The organism is Pseudocolwellia agarivorans (assembly GCF_002000085.1).
In the GTDB taxonomy this organism is placed as follows: domain Bacteria; phylum Pseudomonadota; class Gammaproteobacteria; order Enterobacterales; family Alteromonadaceae; genus Pseudocolwellia; species Pseudocolwellia agarivorans.
The window spans coordinates 394,796-418,638 of the sequence record NZ_MUZU01000002.1; the positions used below are offsets into that span (position 1 = coordinate 394,796).

18 protein-coding genes are annotated in these 23,843 nt (G+C 35.3%); 8 read left to right on the forward strand and 10 right to left on the reverse strand.

Annotation, left to right across the window (positions count from 1 at the left end):
* Nucleotides 1–4: 4 nt before the first annotated feature.
* The 3 genes from B0X80_RS04780 to B0X80_RS04790 all read right to left on the reverse strand — a co-directional run bounded on the left by B0X80_RS04780 (nt 5) and on the right by B0X80_RS04790 (nt 3,111).
* Nucleotides 5–568, reverse strand: a complete 564-nt coding sequence (locus B0X80_RS04780; protein WP_077338650.1) for a YbhB/YbcL family Raf kinase inhibitor-like protein — start codon at nt 566–568, stop codon at nt 5–7.
* 90 nt (nt 569–658) lie between these two features.
* Nucleotides 659–1,465: a helix-turn-helix transcriptional regulator gene (locus B0X80_RS04785; RefSeq protein WP_077338651.1), complete on the reverse strand. Its 807-nt coding sequence runs from the start codon at nt 1,463–1,465 to the stop codon at nt 659–661.
* Nucleotides 1,466–1,854: 389 nt separating this feature from the next.
* A complete protein-coding gene (locus B0X80_RS04790) occupies nt 1,855–3,111 on the reverse strand; it encodes a valine--pyruvate transaminase (protein ID WP_077338652.1) in 1,257 nt (418 codons plus the stop codon).
* Nucleotides 3,112–3,321: 210 nt separating this feature from the next.
* On the opposite strand from B0X80_RS04790, the gene B0X80_RS04795 reads away from it, so the two are divergent.
* Nucleotides 3,322–4,464 carry a methyl-accepting chemotaxis protein gene (locus tag B0X80_RS04795; RefSeq protein ID WP_245825392.1) on the forward strand — a complete coding sequence of 381 codons (1,143 nt, stop codon included), beginning with the start codon at nt 3,322–3,324 and terminating at the stop codon, nt 4,462–4,464.
* 8 nt (nt 4,465–4,472) lie between these two features.
* A complete protein-coding gene (locus B0X80_RS04800; RefSeq protein WP_077338653.1) occupies nt 4,473–5,309 on the forward strand; it encodes a hypothetical protein in 837 nt (278 codons plus the stop codon).
* 41 nt (nt 5,310–5,350) lie between these two features.
* Here the strand turns inward: B0X80_RS04800 and B0X80_RS04805 are convergent, their stop codons facing one another.
* Both B0X80_RS04805 and B0X80_RS04810 read right to left on the reverse strand, forming a co-directional pair.
* Complete coding sequence (locus B0X80_RS04805) at nt 5,351–6,337, reverse strand: phosphotransferase (protein WP_077338654.1); 987 nt, start codon at nt 6,335–6,337, stop codon at nt 5,351–5,353.
* 5 nt (nt 6,338–6,342) lie between these two features.
* A complete protein-coding gene (locus B0X80_RS04810) occupies nt 6,343–7,230 on the reverse strand; it encodes a DMT family transporter (protein WP_077338655.1) in 888 nt (295 codons plus the stop codon).
* A 207-nt stretch (nt 7,231–7,437) separates the two neighbouring features.
* Between B0X80_RS04810 and B0X80_RS04815 the strand changes: the two genes are divergently transcribed.
* The 4 genes from B0X80_RS04815 (at nt 7,438) to B0X80_RS04830 (ending at nt 13,035) form a co-directional block, all read left to right on the forward strand.
* Nucleotides 7,438–8,571 carry an alkaline phosphatase family protein gene (locus tag B0X80_RS04815; RefSeq protein ID WP_077338656.1) on the forward strand — a complete coding sequence of 378 codons (1,134 nt, stop codon included), beginning with the start codon at nt 7,438–7,440 and terminating at the stop codon, nt 8,569–8,571.
* 545 nt (nt 8,572–9,116) lie between these two features.
* Nucleotides 9,117–10,466: a c-type cytochrome gene (locus B0X80_RS04820; RefSeq protein ID WP_077338657.1), complete on the forward strand. Its 1,350-nt coding sequence runs from the start codon at nt 9,117–9,119 to the stop codon at nt 10,464–10,466.
* A 10-nt stretch (nt 10,467–10,476) separates the two neighbouring features.
* The gene (locus B0X80_RS04825; protein ID WP_077338658.1) at nt 10,477–11,937 is read left to right on the forward strand and encodes a DUF7133 domain-containing protein; all 1,461 of its coding nucleotides are present in this window, start codon (nt 10,477–10,479) and stop codon (nt 11,935–11,937) included.
* A 24-nt stretch (nt 11,938–11,961) separates the two neighbouring features.
* Complete coding sequence (locus tag B0X80_RS04830) at nt 11,962–13,035, forward strand: glycoside hydrolase family protein (protein ID WP_077338659.1); 1,074 nt, start codon at nt 11,962–11,964, stop codon at nt 13,033–13,035.
* Between the two features lie 104 nt (nt 13,036–13,139).
* On the opposite strand, the gene B0X80_RS04835 is transcribed toward B0X80_RS04830, so the two are convergent.
* Together B0X80_RS04835 and B0X80_RS04840 are read right to left on the reverse strand one after the other, a co-directional pair.
* Nucleotides 13,140–13,682, reverse strand: coding sequence for a hypothetical protein (locus B0X80_RS04835; protein ID WP_077338660.1), 543 nt, complete (start codon nt 13,680–13,682; stop codon nt 13,140–13,142).
* A gap of 41 nt (nt 13,683–13,723) precedes the next feature.
* Entirely contained in the window at nt 13,724–16,414 is a 2,691-nt protein-coding gene (locus B0X80_RS04840) for a hypothetical protein (RefSeq protein ID WP_077338661.1), read from the reverse strand.
* Between the two features lie 167 nt (nt 16,415–16,581).
* On the opposite strand from B0X80_RS04840, the gene B0X80_RS04845 reads away from it, so the two are divergent.
* Entirely contained in the window at nt 16,582–17,556 is a 975-nt protein-coding gene (locus B0X80_RS04845) for a PEP-CTERM sorting domain-containing protein (protein ID WP_139345290.1), read from the forward strand.
* 80 nt (nt 17,557–17,636) lie between these two features.
* A complete protein-coding gene (locus tag B0X80_RS04850; protein ID WP_139345291.1) occupies nt 17,637–18,173 on the forward strand; it encodes a hypothetical protein in 537 nt (178 codons plus the stop codon).
* Nucleotides 18,174–18,213: 40 nt separating this feature from the next.
* Here B0X80_RS04850 and B0X80_RS04855 read toward each other — a convergent pair whose 3' ends face one another.
* The 3 genes from B0X80_RS04855 to B0X80_RS04865 all read right to left on the reverse strand — a co-directional run bounded on the left by B0X80_RS04855 (nt 18,214) and on the right by B0X80_RS04865 (nt 23,288).
* Nucleotides 18,214–19,035 carry a M90 family metallopeptidase gene (locus tag B0X80_RS04855; RefSeq protein ID WP_077338664.1) on the reverse strand — a complete coding sequence of 274 codons (822 nt, stop codon included), beginning with the start codon at nt 19,033–19,035 and terminating at the stop codon, nt 18,214–18,216.
* A 368-nt stretch (nt 19,036–19,403) separates the two neighbouring features.
* Nucleotides 19,404–21,299 (reverse strand): tetratricopeptide repeat-containing diguanylate cyclase, encoded by a 1,896-nt coding sequence (locus tag B0X80_RS04860; RefSeq protein WP_077338665.1) that lies wholly within the window; start codon nt 21,297–21,299, stop codon nt 19,404–19,406.
* 384 nt (nt 21,300–21,683) lie between these two features.
* Entirely contained in the window at nt 21,684–23,288 is a 1,605-nt protein-coding gene (locus tag B0X80_RS04865) for an ABC-F family ATPase (RefSeq protein WP_077338666.1), read from the reverse strand.
* Between the last annotated feature and the right edge of the window lie 555 nt (nt 23,289–23,843).

The following is a 23,843-nucleotide window of genomic DNA, read 5'->3' on the forward strand; positions in this document are numbered from 1 at the left end:
ACGTTTATTTTTTATCGCGCTTATACAAAGCCTCTATCGTACTCGTTTCAATCGTATTCGCATTAATCATATAACCTGCTAATGCACCAGAGGCATCTTCAGGTAGTTCAAGCTTTTCTACCGAAAGTGCATATACGGTAAATTGATAGCGATGAACACCATGGCCTTCTGGTGGACAAGCGCCTCCAAAGCCACGGCTACCAAAATCACTTTTAATTTGCATGCTACCTTCTGGCGCTTTATTCATTTTAGTATTACCTGCGTCAGTTGCTAATTCAGTAACCGCTACGGGTATATTAACTACTTGCCAATGCCACCAGCCGCTGCCTGTTGGTGCGTCAGGATCATATACTGTAATAGCAAAACTCTTAGTATCTTTAGGTGCATTACTCCATTTTAACTGAGGAGATAAATTACTTCCTGTACAGCCAAAACCATTAAACACCTGTGTTTTATTCATTAATTCGCCTGCTGTAATATCTTTACTCGTTAAAGTAAAAGAACCCGCAAAAATAGATGCTGATACTAACAGCGGAAAAATTGAAAAAACTTTAAGAGATATATTCATACTTATTCCTTCTTTATTCGTGATTTATTTGCTGTATAGCTTACAGCTTTTATTTAAAATAATTTATGCCCAAAGCGTCAACTTTTCGCCCTAATCAGTCATTCTTGTTTTTCTTAATTCAGAAGGAGTTAAACCAAAGCGATTTTTAAACCGTTCTGTAAACCGTGATTGAGATTGGTATCCACATTTTTCAGCAATTAAGGCTATTGAGTTAGATGTTGTTTGCAATAAATGTAGGCCTAATCCTAATCGGGTTTGATCTTTAATTTCTTGAATACTTGTTCCTTCAGCCTTTAATTTTCGGCGCAAAGTAGACTCACTCATAGCCAGTTGATCACAAATAACATCTAGAGTAATTTCTTGTTCAGGCTGAGCAGAAAATATATCGTGTAGTTTATAACTCACTTTAGGGTTGCTGAACATTGAGAGGATTTCTGTATGTCCCATAAAACAAAGTAATTCTAACAGCTCTTTTTTTCGTAACCCCCATAATGACTCTGGAGCCCACATAGCACTTTCAACAAATTGTTGTAAACACTGATACAACACAGGTGTTGTACTACCTAAACAATAAGGTTTTACATGAGAAGTATGGATATTAAACCCATTAATATCTTGGTAATCAAAATCGATCAGTAAAGCAAAGTATTCTTCATTTTTAGGTATATTACGCAAATTGATTGATGGACTGTCTGATAAAAAAACAAAGTCACCTGTTTGACATATTATTTCATTATCTACCCCTAAAATTTTGGTGCCGCTAAGCACAACAATCAACAAAGGTTTTACAATAGAAACGTTTAGAATACGCTGCTCTTTTACTGAAGAATAAACGGTAAAAGGCAATTTTTTATTCTCGTCCATTGTGTTTTTAATGGTATTAATCAAACTTTCCATAATAACTCTGTATATCTTCATGCTAGGTATATACCCGTTACCAATCAAGAGGCTATTTCAGAGCACTTGAGCGATATCAATTCAAGGCAGTGCTTTGTAATAATGGTCGTTCCCTTATAAAAAGCATTAACGAAGAAGTGATTTTGCTCAAGCGCTTCTCCGATGGGTCTAAAAACAATTTATGCTTCGTTATTAACTTTAGTCAGGTTCCTACATGGATGTAGGATATTAGGGTAACGCAGGAGCAGTTACCGAGAATAACCATGACGTAAACTTAATGCCTTGCCTAAATTGTTTTTAGTTCCCACTGAAACCTGCATCTTGAATGATAACGGGTATATATCAAATAAAAGCTTAAAACGCTTAGTTAATCATTGAACTAACAGGTTCTATGAATTAACTAAGTAAAGGGCTTTAATTTCATCTGCTATTATTTTTACCGCTTGTTCTACTACGCTTTCATCTTGAGCGTAAGATAAACGTATACATTCATATTTATGTTGCCAATTATCATCGATACCAATAAAGAAGTCTTCTCCCGGAATAATTAACACACCTTTAGCTTTTAAGCGTTGATATAGCTCTTTGGAAGTAATAGGCAAACCTTCTAACCACAACCATAAAAATATGGCACCTTCAGGTTTGTGTATTTTAAAAGGAATTCCCGCTAAGTTTTGTTTTAATAACTCAACGGTTTTTTCTGCTTTTTGTTGGTAAAACGGTGTTATTTTATCCGTTAATATTTGAATATCATTTTTACTAAATAAATCTTTACTCAGAGCAGGGCCTAAATTACCGCAAGCAAGGTTGGTGATAATATTGGCATTGGTAAAGTCTTTAATAAATTGCTCATTGGCAATGACTATTCCGGTTCTAATTCCAGGTAAGCCCAGTTTCGATAAACTTAATACTACAATCGTATTTTCGTTCCAGTGAGGTTTAGCATCAGTAAATAAAATATTAGGAAAAGGTAAACCATAAGCACCGTCAATAATTAATGGAATATTGGCTTGTTTAGCTATTTGGTCTAAATGAACAATTTCTTCATCGGTGATCACATTACCTGTTGGATTGGTTGGCCTAGACACAGATAAAGCAGCGATACTGTTATCTATATTTAACGTTGAAAAATCAACATGATATTTAAAGGTTTCATTGTCAATAATTTCAATACTTGGCTTGGTTGAAGAAAAAAATTCATCAGATAACCCAGCATCAGCATAACCTACATATTCAGGTGCTAGTGGAAAATGTATGGTTTTTTTATCGCCATTTTCCATCGTACCCGCCAACATATTATAAATAATAAAAAAAGCGGATTGACTCCCGTTTGACACTGCAATATTTTTATCACTAATGTTCCAATTAAACGCTTCAGCTAGATAGTTAGCTAATTGCTCACGAAAGCCCTTTTCTCCTTGAGGTGATTGATAAATACCTAATAAGTTATGACGAGCAATAGGGTCTTGAGCAATACTTATTAATTGCTTTTCAAAATAAGCCTCAACTTCAGGTACTCTGCCTGGGTTACCTCCGCCCATAAATAACATGTCGGGGTTTTCATTTAATGCACTACCAAGGTCGTCCATTAATTCCACAATGCCTGACTTGCCTGAGAATTTTTGACCAAAGTTAGAATAATTCATAGAGATCTCATTTTTATAATGTATTTAATGGCTTAACGCATCTGATTATTTTCTTCATCTTTTGAACAGAAAGGTGATTTTTTCTAATTTATCGCTCCAAAATAGTGCACCATAAAAAGACTAAAAGACTATAAAACTTATAAATCAGCAACTTAACAATGGCTCATGTTTTGCTTTATTAGTATTAACCAAAATAAGGAGTGTTTGCTTTTGAACCTATTGTTCTCACCTATCAATTTTTTAATAAAAATAGTGGGCTTTACTCAGGTAACTATTTTTACTTTGTTATGCACATTAGCGCTTTATTTTGCCTGTTTAACAATAGAAGGTATGTCTTTGTCTATTGTTTTTGCCTGTTATTTTTATTTACTGCTTGGTATCGCGATTATAACAAGAAATCAAATCAATCATTTAACTCGTGTGCTAAAAAATATTAATGTACACGATTTTGATCACCGAGATGTGCATTTTAATAGTATTTTCAACACTGAATTGTTAGAGCAATTATTACGTACTTACCGCGAATTAGGTCGGCTTAACAACTATAACGAAGAGCGTAATAAAGAAGTAGAGTTTTCTGCTATTCAAGTAATAGAAACCTCATCGAAAGTTAAAGACAATGTCCACAAACAATCAGATGCAACTACATCAACCGCGGCAGCTATTGAAGAATTAAGTCAGTCGTTAATTGAAGTGAATAATGAAATATTAAGTACACACGAATCTTCTTGTTTAGCCTCAGATATTGCTGAGCAAGGAAAAAGCGCCTTACAATCTTTAAGTTTAGCAGTAACCGATGTGAGTAATCGTGCGCAATCAACCCAGCAACGTATGATATTACTCAATGATTTAGTTAAAGACGTTGGAAAAATCACCCAATCTATTCAGCAAATATCACAACAAACCAATTTATTAGCCTTAAATGCCTCTATAGAAGCAGCTCGAGCAGGAGAAATGGGACGAGGTTTTGCAGTAGTTGCTGAAGAAGTACGTGAACTTGCGACAAAAACCAATAATGCGACCGACGCGATTGTTACCAACATAAATTCAGTACTTGTAGAAACTTCCGAAATAGTAAAAACCATGACCGAAGTGGTAGAAAAAACAGAGCAAAGCTTAGAAAAAACCGCACAAGTAGATGAAGCATTTAGCAATATTTATAATGCGACTGACCAAGTTAAATTACGCATGGAGGTGGTAAGTGCAGCTTCACAACAACAAACAGCCGCAACCCATGAAATAGCAGAGCATATTTCACTTGTTGTTATTGGCGCGAAAGAAAATGCTGAAATAGCAAACCAATCGGAATCTGTTGCCAATCATTTACGAAAACTCACTCAAACGAGTGTTTAGGAGCGTGTATGGGATACTTTTTTATTAGTGCAATTTGTTTGTTAATTGTATGTATTTTAATGATTAAACGATTTAACAAAAATAAAATTAAACAAACTCAATTATTAGGTATTAGTTATATTACACAATTAAAGCCTCTTATTTCTCTTGTACAGCAACATCGTGGCTTATCGTCAGCATGGTTAAACGGTGATCTAACAGTTAAACCTAAAATAACCAGTTTACAAAAACAAATTGAAAACATTATCAGCAAGCTTAAAAAAACCGAGTTACACACCAATGAACGCTGGGGAAGTTTTTATGACCATTGGCAACGTTTACTAAACCTTAAAACTAAACCTTCTGTAGCTAATAGCTTTGAACAACATTGCTTACTGATTAAAAATTTATCTTATTTGTTAGAAGACACCTCAGAAACATACTTATTAACAGCAGAATATTGTAATGAATTTCCTAATATTGGTTACACTTGGAGAGAGTTAATTATTGCCACTGAAAATATTGGCCAAGCCAGAGCCATAGGAACCAGTGTTTGCGTACAAAAAGTTTGCTCAAGTGTTGATAAAATCAGATTAAATTTTTTAACTGAGAATATGCAAAAAATAACCGCAAACACATTACATAAACTCCATTATTTATCGGATGATGTAGATCAACACGACGACTATATCAACATCGCCACCTTAAAAATGGAAGAGTTTACTCTCGTCATTTCCAAAGAACTGGTCAATAACTCAGTAATAACCATAGAGCAGCAACACTATTTTGCACTGGCAACCTCAACAATAGCCGCTTTTGATGATATTTTTTATCATCAGGTAGAACAACTTAAAAAACTTATTTAGTGGTTGGCATTAAGTAACAAAATAGAAATGAGCAACATAATTTAATTTGATAAAACAATATCGAAACCTTGCTTCGCTTTAGTTTTCATGAAGTCGCAAATTTTCCAACTTTGTGGATTCCAGCCCAATAAAAATCGATAAAAATCAGCCCACGCGACAGGATAAAGATAAGTTGTTTCAGCAGCTAACGCATCAAAGTCTAACGCGATATTGTATTCGGTTAACGCTTGCTTTAATTGCTTTAGGTATTCGTTAAGTATTAACGGTTCAAACTCAATGAGCTTGTCTTCACTTAAACAACTCCCCACTAAATAAGCGAGATCTTTTACACCAGAACCACGGCCAATATATTGAAAGTCTACCGCAGCTACCTCTTCATTATTAACGTGAAAACATAAGTTTTCAAACTTAGCATCACCATGTACTAGGGTTTGAAATTGTGTATTATTTAACGTGTTATCAATCGCCTGAGCGTGTGTTTTATAGCCACTTTCAATCATAGCTCGCCACTCATCTTGTCGAGTTGCTAAGTGCCAATAGGTTCCTATTTCCCATAAACCTTCAGCTGAACTACCCATAAACTTTGCATGAAAATATGCTAGCCAACGTATCGCTAATCGTAAACTGCTCCAATCAGCCGAAGCTTTACGAATAGAGTAGCCTGCACTATCTAAATCTTCCATCACCAGTAATGTATGGCTGTCGTTTGTACTACTAGCCATTAAATGAGGGACTTTACAAAAAGGGCTATGCTTAGGTGTATTGGCAAGATGCGAATAATGTTGATAAAAGCTCGCTTCAACTTGATACGATTGTATTTTTCGTTGATGGCTAGCCGATGTATTCCAACCTCTTGGATGCTCACTGGCGTTTTCAGGAGCGATAACTTTTACAATATAACTTTGCCCACTTTTATTACTTTTACAGCGAATAATTTGGCCATAGCCACTCCATAGCGATTGCACCTCCTCTTCAAGTACAATGCTGGTATCATTTAACAGTGATTTTATTTGAGTGAGTACATCCATAAAAATTATCGTTTCCACAAAACATTAATCAACGCGCCACCCACCACTAATCCACCACCAATTAAAGTAGTAACAAGCGGTACTTCGCTAAAACATAACCAACCAATAAATACCGAAAACACCACTTGTACATAAGCGTAAGCCATTGCTTTGTTGGCATCTTCACAATGCAGCGCTTTGGTTAATCCCACTTGCCCTACTTGAGTAAAAATCCCTACCAAAAGTAACAGTCCAAAAGCCGGTAATGAAGGCATAACAAAATCGCTACCTAATAAAGCAATGGCGATAGGAAGCGAAACAAAAGGAAAGTAAAAAACAATCACTGAGCTGTCTTCAGTTTTTGTTAGTTTTTTTACAATAACGTAGGCAACCGCACTACCAAAAGCCCCCAAAATAGCAGCACCGATACTTATCCATGAATATTGCATTGTGGATATTGCAGAAGAAGAAAATTGAATATTAGGCGAAACCATGACACTTAAGCCCAAAATACTTATAACAATACAAAGTAAAGTAGAACGCTGTACTTTTTCTTTTAAAAATATAACCGCTAACACCGCCGTAAAAACCGGATGTAAATATTGTAAAATAGTTGCTTCAGCTAAAGGTAGTGTGGTTACAGCATAATAAACAAAAATAAGGGCTAATGCCCCTACAACCCCTCGTGCAACTAACCAAGGTTTATTGTTACCCCATAACGATATGCCTTTACGCTTAATATCAACATAACTAATAAAGCCAGAAACAATTGCCCTAGCTGCAACAATTTCTAATACTGGAATACCGTATGTACTTACCAATTTGACACAAGCCGCCATGAGTGAAAAACCCAAAGCAGAAAGAAGCATATACCACACACTAGCCGGCAAAGTATTTTTTAATAAAGCGATCATGAAAGGTAAATAAAATAGGAAGAATTGAAAGCGCTATTTTACGCTGTTCCTCTCAAAAATAGTAGCTCAGTTAACTGAGTTATTTCTCCTAACACCTGAATAAATATGCTGCGAATAACTTAATTGTCATTATTTATTAAACAATCCGTCACATGTATTCAATACACTTCTCCTCTTCATACTTTTCAACATAAAAATAGATACAACATGTATAAAAAACTTTCACTACTTTTAATCACCCTAAATTTATTTACAGCCAATGTATTTGCTGCAAATGATACCAAGCTTATTTTAGTTACAATCGACGGACTACGCTGGCAAGAAATGTTTTCTGGTGCAGATAAAAACTTACTCAATAACAAAGAATTTGTGCGTGAAGGCTTCAAAGTTAAAGAGAAGTTTTGGCATAACAATGAGGCACAACGTAGAGAAATGCTAATGCCTTTTATTTGGCAAACTGTTGCCAAAGAAGGTGTATTAATAGGTAACCGCAACATAGGATCTACTATGTCTGTTGCTAACAAATGGCACTTTTCTTATCCCGGTTACAGTGAAATATTTACAGGGGTTGTTGATCACTCTCTCGACAGCAATGCTAAAAAAGAAAACCCACAAGTGTCATTTTTAGAATGGTTAAACAACAAACCTTTTTATCAAAATAAACTTGCAGCTTTTGGTAGCTGGGATGTGATCCCGTACATATTAAATACACAGCGTAGCAATTTATATATAAACGCCGGTTTTATGGAAGCAAAAGGTTATCCATTATCTGAAGAAGCTCAATTACTTAACCAGTTACAAAAAGAAATTCCGAGTCCTTGGCATAATGTTCGTTTAGATAGCTTCACCTATAGATACGCAAAAGATTACTTATTAAATGTAAAACCTAAGGTGATGATGATTTCTTTTGGAGAAACCGATGATTTTGCACATGACGGACATTACGATAGTTATTTAACGTCTGCTCATCAAACAGATGCTTTTATTGCCGATTTGTGGAACACCATTCAAACTACCCCTAATTATAAAGATAATACCGTATTAATGATCACCACAGATCATGGCCGAGGAAGCACAGCTAAAGATTGGCAACATCATGCCTCGCCTCTTGCTATTCAAAACTACATGAAAAATTTAAAAGAGTTTCCAAACGGCATTGTTGGCTCAGAAAATATTTGGTTTGCTGCTATTGGCCCTAAAATAAAAGCTCAGGGCGAATTAAAAACAGCAGAAGAGGTAAAACAAAAACAGATTGCAGCTACCGCATTAATGCTTTTGAATGAAGATCCGCAAGCCTTTAATCCTAAAGCAGGTAAAGCAATTAAAGGGCTACTTAAATAAAAGTAACTTTTCAATAAGCAGATCAATTAATCGTATTATCATTATATTTTGATTAAACGATTAAATTGATCTGACTTTTTAAGTTTATAAAATCACACGGCACACACAACAAACATAATGAAACATGGCTAATAGCCTTAAATAGGTATGGGGTTTCATTGAAAAATTATAAAAATAAATTTTCTAATTATATCAAATACATTTCCCCCTATAATATTTCCAACTAAAACGTTAACTAAAGTTATATAATACTTCATATATAAAAAACAAAAATCAAATAAACCAAGTTAACAATTGACAATGATAATATTACATGTGATATTTTTATATTTTACAAACAATAAAGATAAACAACGTAATAATAATTTAGAAAATAGCTGCACATCGATTGCTTATATTCAGTAATTAGCACAAGAGCTACCTTCTAAGCTGTAAATTTAAGAAACCTTCGTTACAGCACTTAAGCAAATTAACTTTAATGCGCTCGATAATTTTAAAAAAATTTTCAATTAAAATGATAACGCTAACAGCTGGGATACAGAGTTATGAACAACCTAATCAAAAAAGGATTTAACATTATATGTTTATTTTCTTTTACTATTTATGCTTACGCCTACGATAGTGACTTAAATCAAAAATTAAAAAATATGGCAGACAAGCAAGAAATAACAGCTCAAGGTAAAGTATTATTTGAGCAAGTCTGCGCATCTTGCCATTCAAAAGACTTAAGTGGAGCTTCAGGTTTTAACCTAAAGGATGGTGAATGGATCCACGGCAGTCAGCCATCACAAATAATTGAAAACGTAAAACGCGGTTTTGCAGATGCCGGTATGCTCGCCTTCAATAATGTATTTTCAGAATTACAACTTCAATCCATTGTTGCTTATGTATTATCTAAAAGAGAAGGTTTTGAAGGTCTTACCTACAAAATATATCAAATGGAAGATGCTAACGATAAGGTTATATCTGCTGAAAAAATTATAAAAACAGGTGAGTTAGCTTCTAACCTTCCTGATTTTCAATTACCAGAAATAAAGCATTACGCCATTGAATTTGAAGGTGATTTTTATGCACCAAAAGATAAAGACACAAAAATTTGGGTTGAATGGGGCCGCCCTATCGATATTGATTTTTATACTGATGGTGAAAAAATTGAGCGAGAAGAGCCCATTTGGTATCCCACATGGAAACTGAAAAAAGGTAAACAACATTTAAAAATTATATACCGCGCTGGTGATAACAAACCAAATCAAAGAAATGTTTCACTCATTGTAACTAATCCTGATAGAACCATTAAATTGTTTCCTATATCTACACGCGCAAAAGATATTTTGTCTGACAATAAGCTCGAAGTTAAAGCAACAAACCAAACCATTATACTTCGTAAAACAATACATAAATTACCTAGTTATTCCATTTCTGTAGGTTTACCTAGCAAAGTGAATTATGCCTTTAATACGCGTTCATGCTCGGTTGTTGGTTTATGGAAAGGTGATTTACTCAACATTGGCCCTAACATTTCAGGTCGAGGTGAAAGCCCAAGCTTACCTCTTGGCGATTGGTTATTTCGTTCGCCAGAAACATTACACTTAAATAATACCGATTCTAAATCATGTACTTACAAAGGCTATAAATTAGTAAAACAAGAACCCGTTTTTACCTTTACCATTGAAAATAATACATTTACTGTAACCGCCTTAAGTAAAAAGTCAGACGAAATCACCTTTAACTATCGTGTAATAGACAACAAAAACAGCTCTAAGTTTACAGTTAAACTACCTAAAACAAATTCTCTTATTTGGAGAACACCCAACGGTAAGGTTACAAAAAATAGTGCCACAGTTATCCCTGATGCATCAGGAAATTTCTCCATTATAGCCACTTTTACTAAATAAGCAGGTTCACATGAAAAAACAAATACTTACCACATCAATTGCCTCGTTATTACTTAGTAGCTTTGCCTTTAACTGTTTTTCTCAAGGTGCCCCTAAAAACACTTACAAACCAGATGGTTATAAAATTATAACTATTGAAACCCCTAAAGATGTTCGCTTCCATGTTACAGGTATAGACACAGATAAAAGTGGAGGCGTATATGTAACAACACGACTGGGCGATGTATGGTTATATAAAAACGAACAATGGAAGATTTTTGCTGAAGGTTTACATGAACCTACAGGGTTATTAATTGATGAAGACTCTATTTTAATCGCTCATAAACCTGAATTAACACGCTTAACCGATAACGACAAAGACGGCATAGCCGATCAATATGATAACTTCGCTAGCGGTTGGGACTTTCATGACAATTATCACGAATTTACTTTTGGCCCAGTAAAAGACAAAAATGGTAATTTTTATGGCACCTTAAACTTAAGTCATAACAACCCAGGAGCCTTTAGCTTAGGAGCCATGGGAAGTGCTGGAGGTTATAGAGGATTTGCATTTAAAGTAACACCAAAAGGCGACTTTACCCCTTACGCTTGGGGGCTTCGTTCACCAGCAGGGATAGGAGCTAGTCCAGAAGGATTAATATTTTTCACTGACAACCAAGGTGACTGGGTTCCTACGTCAAAATTACACTTACTAGAGCAAGGTAAATTTTACGGGCATCCAGTATCGTTAATTGATGTTGAAGGCTACACCCGAGACAAACTAAAAGAAATGCCGATAGAAGCTTTTGCCGCGATGAGTGAAAAACCGGTAGTTTGGATCCCACATATTGAAGTGGCTAACTCGCCGGGTAATCCTGAGTGGGATACAACTAGAGGAAAGTTTGGCCCATTTTCAGGACAAATTTTTATAGGCGATCAAACTCAATCAAATCTATTTAGAGTGCTACTTGATAAAGTTAATGGTAAATACCAAGGCGCTGTTATCAACTTTATGAACAAATTTCAAAGCGGCAACATCCGCACAAAGTTTGACTCGCAAGGACAACTTTGGGTTGGGCAAACAGCCAGAGGATGGGGAGCCCAAGGCGGTAAACCTTTTGGGTTACAAAAAGTGGTTTGGGACGGCACTAACCCTTTTGAATTATTAAACATAAAACTAACAACTACAGGTTTTCGATTAACCTTTACTGAAGTATTAGCTAAAAATAGTGTGATCAAAGAAAGCTTAAACGCGCAAGAATGGAATTATCATTATTCTGGTAATTACGGCTCTCCTAAAAAGAACTTAACATCATTAAAACTTAATAACATAAAACTCTCTGCAGATGGAAAGTCGATTGATATTGATATGCCACTAACGGCCGACAAAGTTGTACAAATAGACTTTACGGGTTTACGTGATATTAAAGGTCGTTCAGTGAGTGTTGATAAAGTTTACTACACACTAAATGAGTTATTAAAAAGTCACTAATTGATTAATAAGGTTTAAAAGTAAATGATAAAAAACATTTTTTTATTAATCGCTTGTTGCTGGATTTTATTAGGCTGCGTATCAAGTAATACAGCTGAGTTAGATATTAGCCAATCGATGCAAACAGTACCTGATACAGCAAAATTCATAGATCCTGATTATTATATTTGGGGTTCTAGCATGGTTGAAGGAGATGATGGAAAGTATCATTTATTTTATAGTCGCTGGCTTAAATCATACGGTCATAATGCTTGGTTAACTCACTCAGAAATAGCTCATGCTGTAGCAGATAAACCTTTAGGTCCATACAAACATGTAGACATAGCTTTACCTGCAAGAGGTAAAAATTACTGGGATGGTTTATCTACGCATAACCCAACTGTTCATAAATTTGGCGATAAATATTATATTTATTACATGGGCAATACAGGCGATGGCAAGGTGATGAAAGGCTTTAATTTTTCACATCGTAACAATCAAAGAATTGGCGTAGCTGTAGCAAATAGCCCCTATGGCCCTTGGAAAAGAACAGATACACCGTTAATTAATACCAGCGAAAATAACAATGCTTGGGATGCGTTGATGGTGAGTAATCCTTCTGTACTGCAAAAAGCAGATGGCACCTTCCTCATGGTTTACAAAGCAGTAGCTAAAAAAGCACCTCTGCCTGCAGGTGGTCCAGTGGTTCACTTAATGGCAACAGCAAAATCCCCTATAGGGCCTTTCACTAAACATGTAGATCCTGTATTTACTAAAGTTGGTGAAAAATTTCCCGCTGAAGATCCTTATATTTGGCTCCAAGATAATCAATATTGGGCCATAGTTAAAGATATGAAAGGTGCATTTACTGATTCAGGAAAATCATTAGCTTTATTTAATTCCCAAAACGGTTTTGATTGGCATAAAGCAAATATGCCTCTTGTTTCAAAACTTGAAATAAACTGGCAATCAGGTAAGCAAAAAGTCGCTCATTTAGAACGCCCTCAAATTTGGTTTAAAGATGGTAAACCTGCCATTTTATTTTGTGCTGCAGACGAAACACGAGAGCATTCTTACAACGTGCATATCCCATTGATTGAAATAGAAAAGCTAAAATAACCTCAACCCAATATAGGCAAAGTGACTCAACAAGCTTAGAAAAACAACAATAAAAATCGAGCCGTAGCTCGATTTTTAATTTTACAATATCAACAAAGCACTAACTATAGATGTTTTGTCTCTTTTAATTTAAAGGCTCTAGATGCGCCTCGACCATTTTGAAAGGTATAAAGAGCTAAGTAACTAGGCGTTTCAGGTATAGCCACCTCAAACGTTACTTCTGATACTTTATTTGCTTTCAATTTGTATTTTAATGGTTGAGTTAATGAAATTTCAGCACCATCAAGTGCATTAAAAGAAATATAAGCATCGTCTGCTGTTACTCTTTCAAATTGCAAAGTGACTAATAAACGATTAGGTTTACTGCCAACAGACATTTTATAGTAAGTATCTATACCTGAAGCACGCTTGTTAATTGGCGGGCTACCACCTAACCATAATCCACTTCGAGATTCGTCAACAGTAACAGCAAATTCAAGTGACTTATTTACACTCACTTTTTTTACTTTTACATGTTCAACTTTATCTTCATGGCCAGAGCTAAGCGACGCTTTTGTATCTGTCGTTTCAGGTGAGCACCCCATCATTACAAAAGATATAATAATGGGAGCAAATAAAGCAAAACAAGGTGAGTTTGCAATCTTCACTTTATTTTGCCTTTTTATTAACGATGAATATTTCATTCAAATTAATCAGCAATTCTAACTAATTCAAACTTAAAGCCACATTGGCTGCCTTTAAGAATAACTTCAGGATTATTCATACTTAATACAATATAATACTGATTACCCTCTACAACACTAATTTGACCAAAGTAGCCATCGTCATAATCATAAAGAGAAACTGCTTGTCCTGCATTAGTACGTATTTTTATATAACCTGATTGATCACTTACCTCATGACCTAACTTGTTTAAAGCCTTTATACCCACATAACCAGTAAAGTTAGCTGTAAATAATGCTCTACGTCTCATCCCTAACCCATTACTAGAATTAGCACCTGGTAAGTTATTATTGATACAAAACTCAGGTGAATTAGATGAAATCAATATTGCATCATCCGTTGGCGCTTCAGATTGAATAAGTGGAATAGTGATATATAACTGCTCTAAATCATTTGCACCAACACTTGAACCACCTTTATTTGCCGCTGCACTTATTTTAGGATCCGCAGGAGTATTCGCTGGATACATACCAAAAGGGTCACTTGTTTTAACGTTAGCTATTGCCATTAAAGCTTTAACTTCTGTTTCAACATCAGGGTTAGCTTTTAAGTAATAATCTAAGAATGTAAAAATAGTGGCTGAATGAATACCCGTTTTCATTTTAGTTACAGCATCAAAAAACTCATTAAAACCTTTACCGTCAATATTACCCATTGCATACATTAACTTAATAACAGTCTCTTCAGAATAAAAGCCATTTGCTCTGTCTTCACCAATAGGTGCGTTTAAATCTTCACAGGCACCATCAAGTTGCTGCTCACCTGCAGTATCACAATAGTAATGACTGCCAGATAACAAACCACCCACTGCAGTACCATAACCTTCACCGTAGGCTAAACTTGCGTCTTTATATTCATTATAAGAATGACTATCACCCGGGCTATCAGCATAAGATAATTGTGCTTGTAAGTAATGACCAAATTCATGACCGATTACACCTTTATCAAATTCATCAGTATCAGCATCAGCTTTACCTAATACATATACACCTGGCGATAAACCGCTACCGCTATAATGAGAAGTTCCTATTTCACCTATTGCTCTATCTCCCCAAACAGCAATGTTTTTAGGAGACCAATAAAGGTTTAAATCAGGCATTTCAATATTAGGATTAAGAGTTGTTAATTTATCAGCTGCACTTTTTACAATACGTAATATTGAGAATGGTGCTGATTCACGTTCGCTATCAGCATTCACATGTCCATCACTGTCAAAACCAACTTTAGCTCTAATATCAAGCTTGTTAGTGCTTTCAGCTTCATCTTTAATGGTTATAGCGTTTGAGGTCAGTTGGTATAATTTTTTCACAGCGCCAGCGCTGGTATTGTCACGAATAGCAAAATTGTACTCAGGACCCACATCAGGTGTTGAACGAGTTTTTTGAATTTGTGCTTTAACAACAACTTTAACTGTTGTTGATTCAGGCGCATTATCAAATTGATAAAAACCTTGATCATCTGACACGGTACTAGCAATTACTGCACCGTTTGAGTCAATCATATCAACGGGTACACCTGCAACAGCAAATATTTCTAAGCTGTTACTACTGTAATTATGCGCTGCACTTTCTGTGTAAACGATGCCAGGTGCTTCTGCCGTTATATGGCCAGATAAAAGGCTTGTGCCTGTAGCTATAGCAGAAACACGAGCAGGTGCTTTCTCTTTAATATTTGCAGTTGCGTTAGGTGCTTCAACCGTAATAGTCGTCGTGTTTTCTAATCGGCCATGATCCATGATAACCAGGTCAACTTCACCTTCACTTTGTGCCGGACAATCAGCAAACATAATATTATATTTAGTTGCGTTATTCGTATCAGTTAATGATTGAAGATCGTATACCGCACACTTTTCACCCGCTAAAGTAACGTCTAAACTCATTGACAGGTGTGTTCCAACAATATCAAAAGTCGATATTTCAGAGGCTGTAATTTTTGAAAAAGCTTCGTGATCATTACTTTCAGGGTGATCAGCATCAACATACTCAACTTGCGATGCAAGCGGAGCTAACACAACGTCATGGAAATAAGCATCAAGATCTACGTCATAACCTAAATTAGGATCAATAAGTGGGTTATCAAACATATTCTCCATTGCATAAAAATAGTAATCACGTATTTCATCACTAGTGAATAAACCATTATTTGCTAGGCCGTATACTAACGTTTCAATCACTTCATCAGCACTTTCAGCTTCAATATCTTGTTGCATTTGAGATAAAGCAGCAAGCACAACACCGTAGCGACCACCGGCAGTACCGTCAGCCTCTTCAATGTTTAAATCCATTGGAATTGCGCTGGTAAGATCAAAACCATTCATACCAAAGGCATTAGCTACATTCGTTAAAACACCTGAGTATTTCGAAATTGGGTCAAGGTCATACACCTCAACAACTTGTGTCGCTATTTCAGTTAATGGGGTTACGCTAGTACTAAAAGTAGAAGACGTTACATTGTAGTAAGCACGTGTAAGGCCTGCTGTAAATAATTCACCTGTGGCTTCATCTTTATATTCACCACCTTCACATTCAATAAGTGCAAAACCTAAATCCGCAGGAATATCTTTAAAGGTTGCAACACCTGTTTCAGTAACAGCCGATGCAATGGTTTCATTATTGGCATAAATCGAACAGGTACCTTCATCGACAGATGACAACATAAAATGTACTTGTAATTCTTGGCTAGGTATTGAAAAAGCTTTTAAAGCAAAAAACAGTGATTGAAAATCAAGCTATTTTTACTAGCGTTGTCGGATTTGTATCACAATGTAACAGCTATCATCATCTTGAATCTCGAATTCATTTTAATTTAAAGGATAAATATAAAATGCTAAAAAAATCAATAATAACAGCGTCAGTGTTTGCAGCTATGGCCGCAATGCCAAGCCAAGCTGGTGTAATGTTTAATTTCGACTACTCAAATAATACTGCTGGTGTTGGATTTCTAGATAACAGCGAAGGTGCAGCACGTCGTGCGGCGTTAGATACTGCAGGTAACATGTTTTCAAATATGTTTGGCACCTATTTTAGTGATTCAGCAACTTTAGATATTAGCGTAACCTCAACTGATGACATTAACAGTGATACGTTAGCGTCAGCAGGTTCAGAGCTTGTAAGTGCATGTCCTGTGTTAGGTGGTTGTGTTATTACTGAGGTTGTTAAAACTAAATTACAAACAGGTGTTGATGCTAATGGTGCAGCAGCTGACGGTAGCGTAGATGTGAACTGGGCATCAGAATGGAAGTTAGATCCAAATACTCCAGCAGATGCCGCGTTAGATGAATTTGATTTTTTTGCCGCTATTTTTCATGAACTAACCCATGCCCTTGGTTTTAATTCAATCATTGATAAAAATGGCGAAGGTTTCTTTAAAGATGAATGGTCAACATTTGATACATTTTTACAAGACTCTACAGGCGAAAAAGTTGTTACTGATACTTTCTTTATTAATCAACCTGCTTGGGATGCTGCTAGTGTTGGCGGAACAGGTAGTGGTTTATTCTTTGGTGGTGCTAATGCTGTAGCGGCTAATGGTGGTAACGCTGTTGAAATATTCAGCCCTACAACTTGGATTGATGGTAGTAGCGGTAGCCACATTGATGGTACGCCTTTCCCAACTGATATGATGAAATACGACAGAGGTTACGGCCCAGAAACTCGTGATTATAGTCCTGTAGACGTTAGTATATTAACAGATATTGGTTACACTAGAGTTGCCTCAATAAGTGTGCCAGAAACAGGAACTTTAAGTTTAGCTTTTCTTGGTCTTGCTGGATTATTTTTACGTCGCCGTAAAGCATAATACGGTTACAAGCGTTGAAATAAATGATTAAAAAGCTCGGAAACGAGCTTTTTTTGTTTTTGTCCCGAGGTATTCAAGCAATGTGGTTTAATCAACTTATCGTAATATGTGTAATAGGAACTTTATTAACGGGAACAGCTTGTATGGCAAAAGAAAGAAACACTACAACGAATATCCCTCCTGTAACCTACAAACTGGACGAGCTTAGTATTAACCTAACAATACACGCAGGATCTAAAAAAGGTAGCAGTGCTCAACGCCTCAACATTTTTGGGCGAGGTCATTCAACATTAGAAGAAAACGGTAGCTTAACCCCGTTAAATTATTCATCTGAAGATATTATAAAAATATTAAATAGCTTCTATCAAATTCGCTTTTTCGATCTACCAAGTCGTCATAACATTAAATATTCAGTTTATCTAAATGAAAATGGCTCTATTGGTACTAATGCTTTACGCATGATTGACGCGTCTAGTACAACGGTTTGTTTTAACTTACCTGATTATGAAAAGTGCGTGACTTATGGCTTAGACGGCCCAAATGAACTCCAATCACTAACACAACGTTTGTTTACTGAAGCTAAACAGCTCGCAAATGCGGAGATAACCAAGCAATAATTTTTATAATTATTTAATGTTTTATTTTAATATGGCTACCCTACCAATGCACAGGATCAACTTTATAGTACTGGCTTAACTGTCGGTAAAGCGTAGGGTAATGATGATTAAATTTATTCGATTGCTCAAAAAACACCTCACTAGCCACAGCAAAAAATTCAGCAGGATTTGTCGCTCCGTAATAATCAAAAAGTGATGGACTACCTGATAAGGCTTGTTTTTTTAATAACTCAAATTGCTTTGAAAATGCATCAGACCAGCTTTTATAATCTTGGTCTTTACCTAAAATAGGCGCTCCATTAGCACTACCGTCTTCTTGGTCAAGCTGGTGGGCAAATTCATGAATAACAACATTATGCCCATCATCAGGAATTTCAGCACCATCTAAGGTGTCTTGCCACGACAACACTATTTTACCAAGCTCCCAAGATTCGCCTGATAGTGCCGTTCTTTTTGTATATTGCACTCCGTCTGCATTTCGTATTTGTTGCTCTTTAACAAACGCACTTGGGTACACTAATATCGTGTTTAATTTAGGGTAATAATCTGTTTTTCTATTCAATAAAAGTAAACACGCTTGCGCGGCAATGGTGATTTTTATTTCATCGGTTATTTCAACACCATTACAACCAATAAAATCTTTTTCAGCTAAAAACACTTGAATATGTTGTTTTAACTGTAGTTGTAAATCAGCCGGCATTCTTCTGAAATATGGCATACGTTGTTGAATAATTTTACGCCACTGTTTGTTAAACGGCTTTTTTCGAATAACCCCACGTTTATATTCACGCCAATAAGGCTTACCTACAGAAAGGCCTATAAGTAAAACACAAATAATAATAGGTAACAGAAATGACAACATAATAAGTTTTTATAAGTAAACGTTATTATTAAATTGGTACGACGAGTATGGATATCAAGTGGTATAAGTGTTTTATTAATAGTCGTACTCGAACACTAAAATTTTAATCAATTCTAAAATTCAATGTCCTCCATGGTTTATATTAACCTGAGTTCGGCTTAATAAATGTTCTTCTAGCAGCAACTTTTACTAACTTCTGCGTTAAATTCACTTGTAATAGGCTAGCTATTGACGCGTAAATTTGCCTTGAATTAAGTAAAACTATCAAGCTAGAAGCGAACCGAGTTTTTAGTGATTACTTTTCAAGGAGTTAACAATATATTAAACCGAACTCAGGTTATATTGATAATTATTCAATTAAAGCTAGGTTACACATGTTCAATTTCTAACTTATTCCTCCCCGCACCTTTTGCTTTATATAAACAGTCATCAGCTCTCATGATCAAGGCATGTAAACTTGTATCTTCGCCGTGTTTAAAGCCAGCGACTCCCATACTAAAGGTTATATATTGTTCAGGGGGTAAACCAATTATAGGTCTATTATTAAGCTCTTGATGTAATCGTTCAAAAATAAGTTTAATATTATTTTTATTAGTATCAGGCAAAACAAAAAGCCACTCTTCACCACCATAGCGGCCAAATTTATCTTCTTTTCTCATGATAGTTCGACATGCTATTGCAAATGACTTCAATACTTCATCTCCCACATCGTGCCCGTAAGTATCATTGACTTTTTTAAAAAAGTCTAAATCAATAATCCCTATAGATAAGTCTACGTGATTACATTTAGCTTCTTTGAAACGTTCATTCGCATACTGCAGTATTGCACGTCGATTAGGCGAGTTAGTTAAATGATCTTTTAAAGCCATTTCTTTAAAGCGATTACGGTGTTGGTTAAGCTTAAATAGCATAAAAGCAAAAATAAAAATAACTCCTATTGTAAACGCTATGATCAAATACCCATATTTTTTCTGTTGTTGCTGTTGGGCAATTTTTAAATTCTTTAATTCATTTTCTTTAAGTAACATTTTATTTTCATTTTCTTTCAACTCACTTTCAAATTGCACTCGATATTTATGTGAATTTTGCTTTGTTTCTATTTTATGAATAAGCTCTTTTTGCTCTCGATATTTTTTTTCGTTTTGATAAGCCGTTAAGTAATCACCTTGTGCATAGGCAAGTTGAGCAGAAACCTCTAAAAAAAATGCGCTGTAAGTCGGTTGATTAATGTCAGCTAATAATATTTCTAATTGCTTTAAAACGTCTGCTGCTTCATCTGTATTCTTAAGTTTTATTTGAGTTTTCATAACTCCTAACAATGACTCAAAATACATATGTTTATCACCACTTTCAGCAAAAATTTCAGCAGTCCCCTTGTAATAATTTAATGCTTCTTGCCATTTTTTTTCATGAAAAAGTACGCTAGCTAACGAAAACTGTGCCCATGTCACGCCAATTTTGTCATCTAACAAGGTACTTAGTGCTAAGGACTCTTCAAAAATTTCTTTTGCCTCTTTATATTCACCGTTGAATAAATACGTTCGCCCCAAATTATGTAAGACTATAGATTCAGAAAATTGCTTTTTAGTTTCTTTGAAAATATTCAATGCTTCTCGGTAAAACTCTTTAGCTCTTTCATAATCTTCAAGACTTAAATAAACACCCGCGATTTCAGTAAATACGAGGGATGTATTCACTTTGTCGTCTAATGATAAATATAATTGATAAGCTTTTTTAAAATATTGAAGTGCTAGGGTATAGTTTCTAGAAAGAATTTCGCTTCCTCCTAAATCAACATAAATTAATGCGACAATAGATTTATCTGTTTCCGCTTCAGCTTTATTGAGTAATATTTCACGCATTTCAATAACTTTCTTTGAAAAGCCTTTAGCATCTTCAATAACAAGTGATCCTAATTCAAAATTTAATATTTCATTTTTTAAATTTAGTTTTTTAGCCTTGGGAAGAAATTCATTAATAAGATCATTAGCTTCATTAAAGTGCTCTAAAATACTTAACTGTTGAACTTTGAGCGACATAGCCTTAATTAAAATGACAGGCCATTGATTTTTTTTAATCACGTCAATCAGAGGATCAAGCTCAGCTAAAATCTCTTTTGGGGTAAGGGTAGTATCGTGAGTTAGTGAATCTATACGTTTATCAATTTCCATCTGGGTTTGGATTTGGGCTTGTGCAAACGTAGGCAACCCGAAAATAAATAACAGAACAAAAATACGGAAAGCGCTTAACCTAATCAACTTCATAAACAACCTTTAATCGTCTTTCATAAATTATAGACCAAGAAATAAGTTCTTCTGGATATTTATTTAATCCTTAAATCAACTCAATTATGCACTTACACAGATACTCGTTACCACTTAAACCAGTATATTGAATAAAAAGGGGCATATAAGAAGTTCATTTGAATATAGCTTTTAAGTAAAGATATATTTTTATATTGAGCGTAGTTTATAGATATTAATTATAGATTTGCATTTAAGAAAGGTAATATTAAGAAAGAAATAGTTACTTATTAATATTGAGTATTAATAAGTAACTTTAGACAGCTAATATGTTATTAAAGACAATGCGATACATAAACTTAGAGCATAAAAACACAAGGTTTTATACGTTAATAAAATTCCCCTTTAAGCCACTTTGTCCGCAGTCTTTTGATTATCAAGGTATTCGTCTAATGAACCTTGAAAATCAATCACTTTTTTATCTTTAATATCAATAATACGTGTTGCTAAGCTTGATACAAACTCACGGTCATGGCTTACAAAAATTAGTGTACCTTCAAAGTCTTTAAGCGCATTATTTAATGCGTCAATCGCTTCAATATCCATATGGTTGGTTGGTTCATCCATAATTAATACATTAACGTCTTGCATCATTAACATACCGAAAAGTAAACGGTTTTTCTCTCCACCTGAACAGTTACGGGCTTTTTTGTTGGCGTCGTCGTCAGTAAACAACATACGTCCTAACATGCCACGCACAGTTAAATCGTTATGACACGGTCTTCGCCATTGCGACATCCAATCCATTAAGGTTAAGTCGTTATCAAAAAAGTGTCCGCTGTCTTGTGGGCAATACCCTACTGAAGCATTTTCAGACCACTTAACTACGCCATCGAGCGGCTCTAATTCTTTCATTAAGCAACGTAAGAATGTTGTTTTACCTACGCCGTTTTCACCAATAATTGCAAGCTTAGCACCCGCTTCAAGGAGTAAATCACCGTTTTTAAAGAGTGTTTCGCCATCAAAACCATGGCTAAGATTTTCAAGCTCTAACGCTTGGCGATGCATTTTTTTGCCAGCAGCAAAAGCAATTTTAGGTGTTATACGGCTTGACGATTTCACATCATCAAGTTTAATTTTATCCATTTTTTTAGCGCGAGAACTGGCTTGTTTTGCTTTAGAAGCATTAGCGCCAAAGCGATTTACAAAGTCTTGTAGCTCTTCAATTTCAGCAGCTTTTTTCTCATTACCTGATAATAATTGCTCACGTAATAAGGCGGATTGCGCAAGGAAGAATTCGTAATTACCAGGGTAAATACGTAACTCACCGTAATCAATATCCGCCATATGTGTACAAACTTCATTAAGAAAATGTCTATCATGAGAGATGATGATCATGGTGCATTTACGTTTATTTAACTCGTTTTCTAACCAGCTAATGGTATGAATATCCAAGTTGTTGGTTGGTTCATCCAGTAATAAAATATCTGGATTAGCAAATAAAGCTTGTGCAAGTAACACACGTAGTTTCCAACCGGGCGCCACTTGTTGCATTAAACCGTAATGAAAAGATTCTTCAATACCTGCTTCTAATAAAATTTCACCCGCGCGGCTTTCCGCACTGTAACCGTCCATTTCTGCAAATTGGCTCTCTAAATCACCAACACGCATACCATCGTCTTCACTCATTTCGGCTTGAGCGTAAATAGCATCCCTTTCTTGCTTAACTTTCCATAGAGCCACATCGCCCATAATAACCGTATCAACCACGCTGTATTGTTCAAAAGCGAATTGATCTTGGCTTAAGGTACCCACTTTATTACCCGTTGAAATTGAAACATTACCTGAGCTTGGCGTTAATTCACCCGTCAGTATTTTCATAAAGGTAGACTTACCGCAACCATTAGCACCAATCAAACCGTAACGGTTACCGTTGCCAAATTTAGCCGAGATGTTTTCAAACAAAGGCTCTGCGCCAAATTGCATTGTAATGTTAGATGTAGTGATCAAAAGGATATTCCTAGGTTGTGCTAACAGCTATATAAAAGTAAAAAATTAAATAACAAAAGACTCAAATTTAAGGTCGCGTAGTATACAGGAATAACGACTTAAACCCTACTCTACATTCATCATTTATAATGAATGTTTTATGATGGTATTACAGTTGACTCTGCCCATTTCGCCTTACAACATAATAAATCGGCCTATTTTTGCAATTTATAAAACCAGTAAAGCCTTCAACAAACTAAACAGGCTTAAATTAACCCTATTCTCTTCATCAAAAGAGCCTATCGATTTTGGTGCAACAAAGAGGACTATCGATTGTTTAAGTTGCATTTTACGACTAACCAAACCTCACAAGAAAATATCTAGCAAATGTCATAAAAATTTATTCAATTAAAATACAAATACTTACGTAAAAATCAAATCTAAAAAACAAAAAACAAACCAATTGGTTATGTTTTTGCTTGTATCTATAACTACTAAGAAATACTTAACCTTTTGTTGCGTGATCAACAATGCTACACAAAATGATCATTAAACTTTAAGGAGTTTCATATTCGT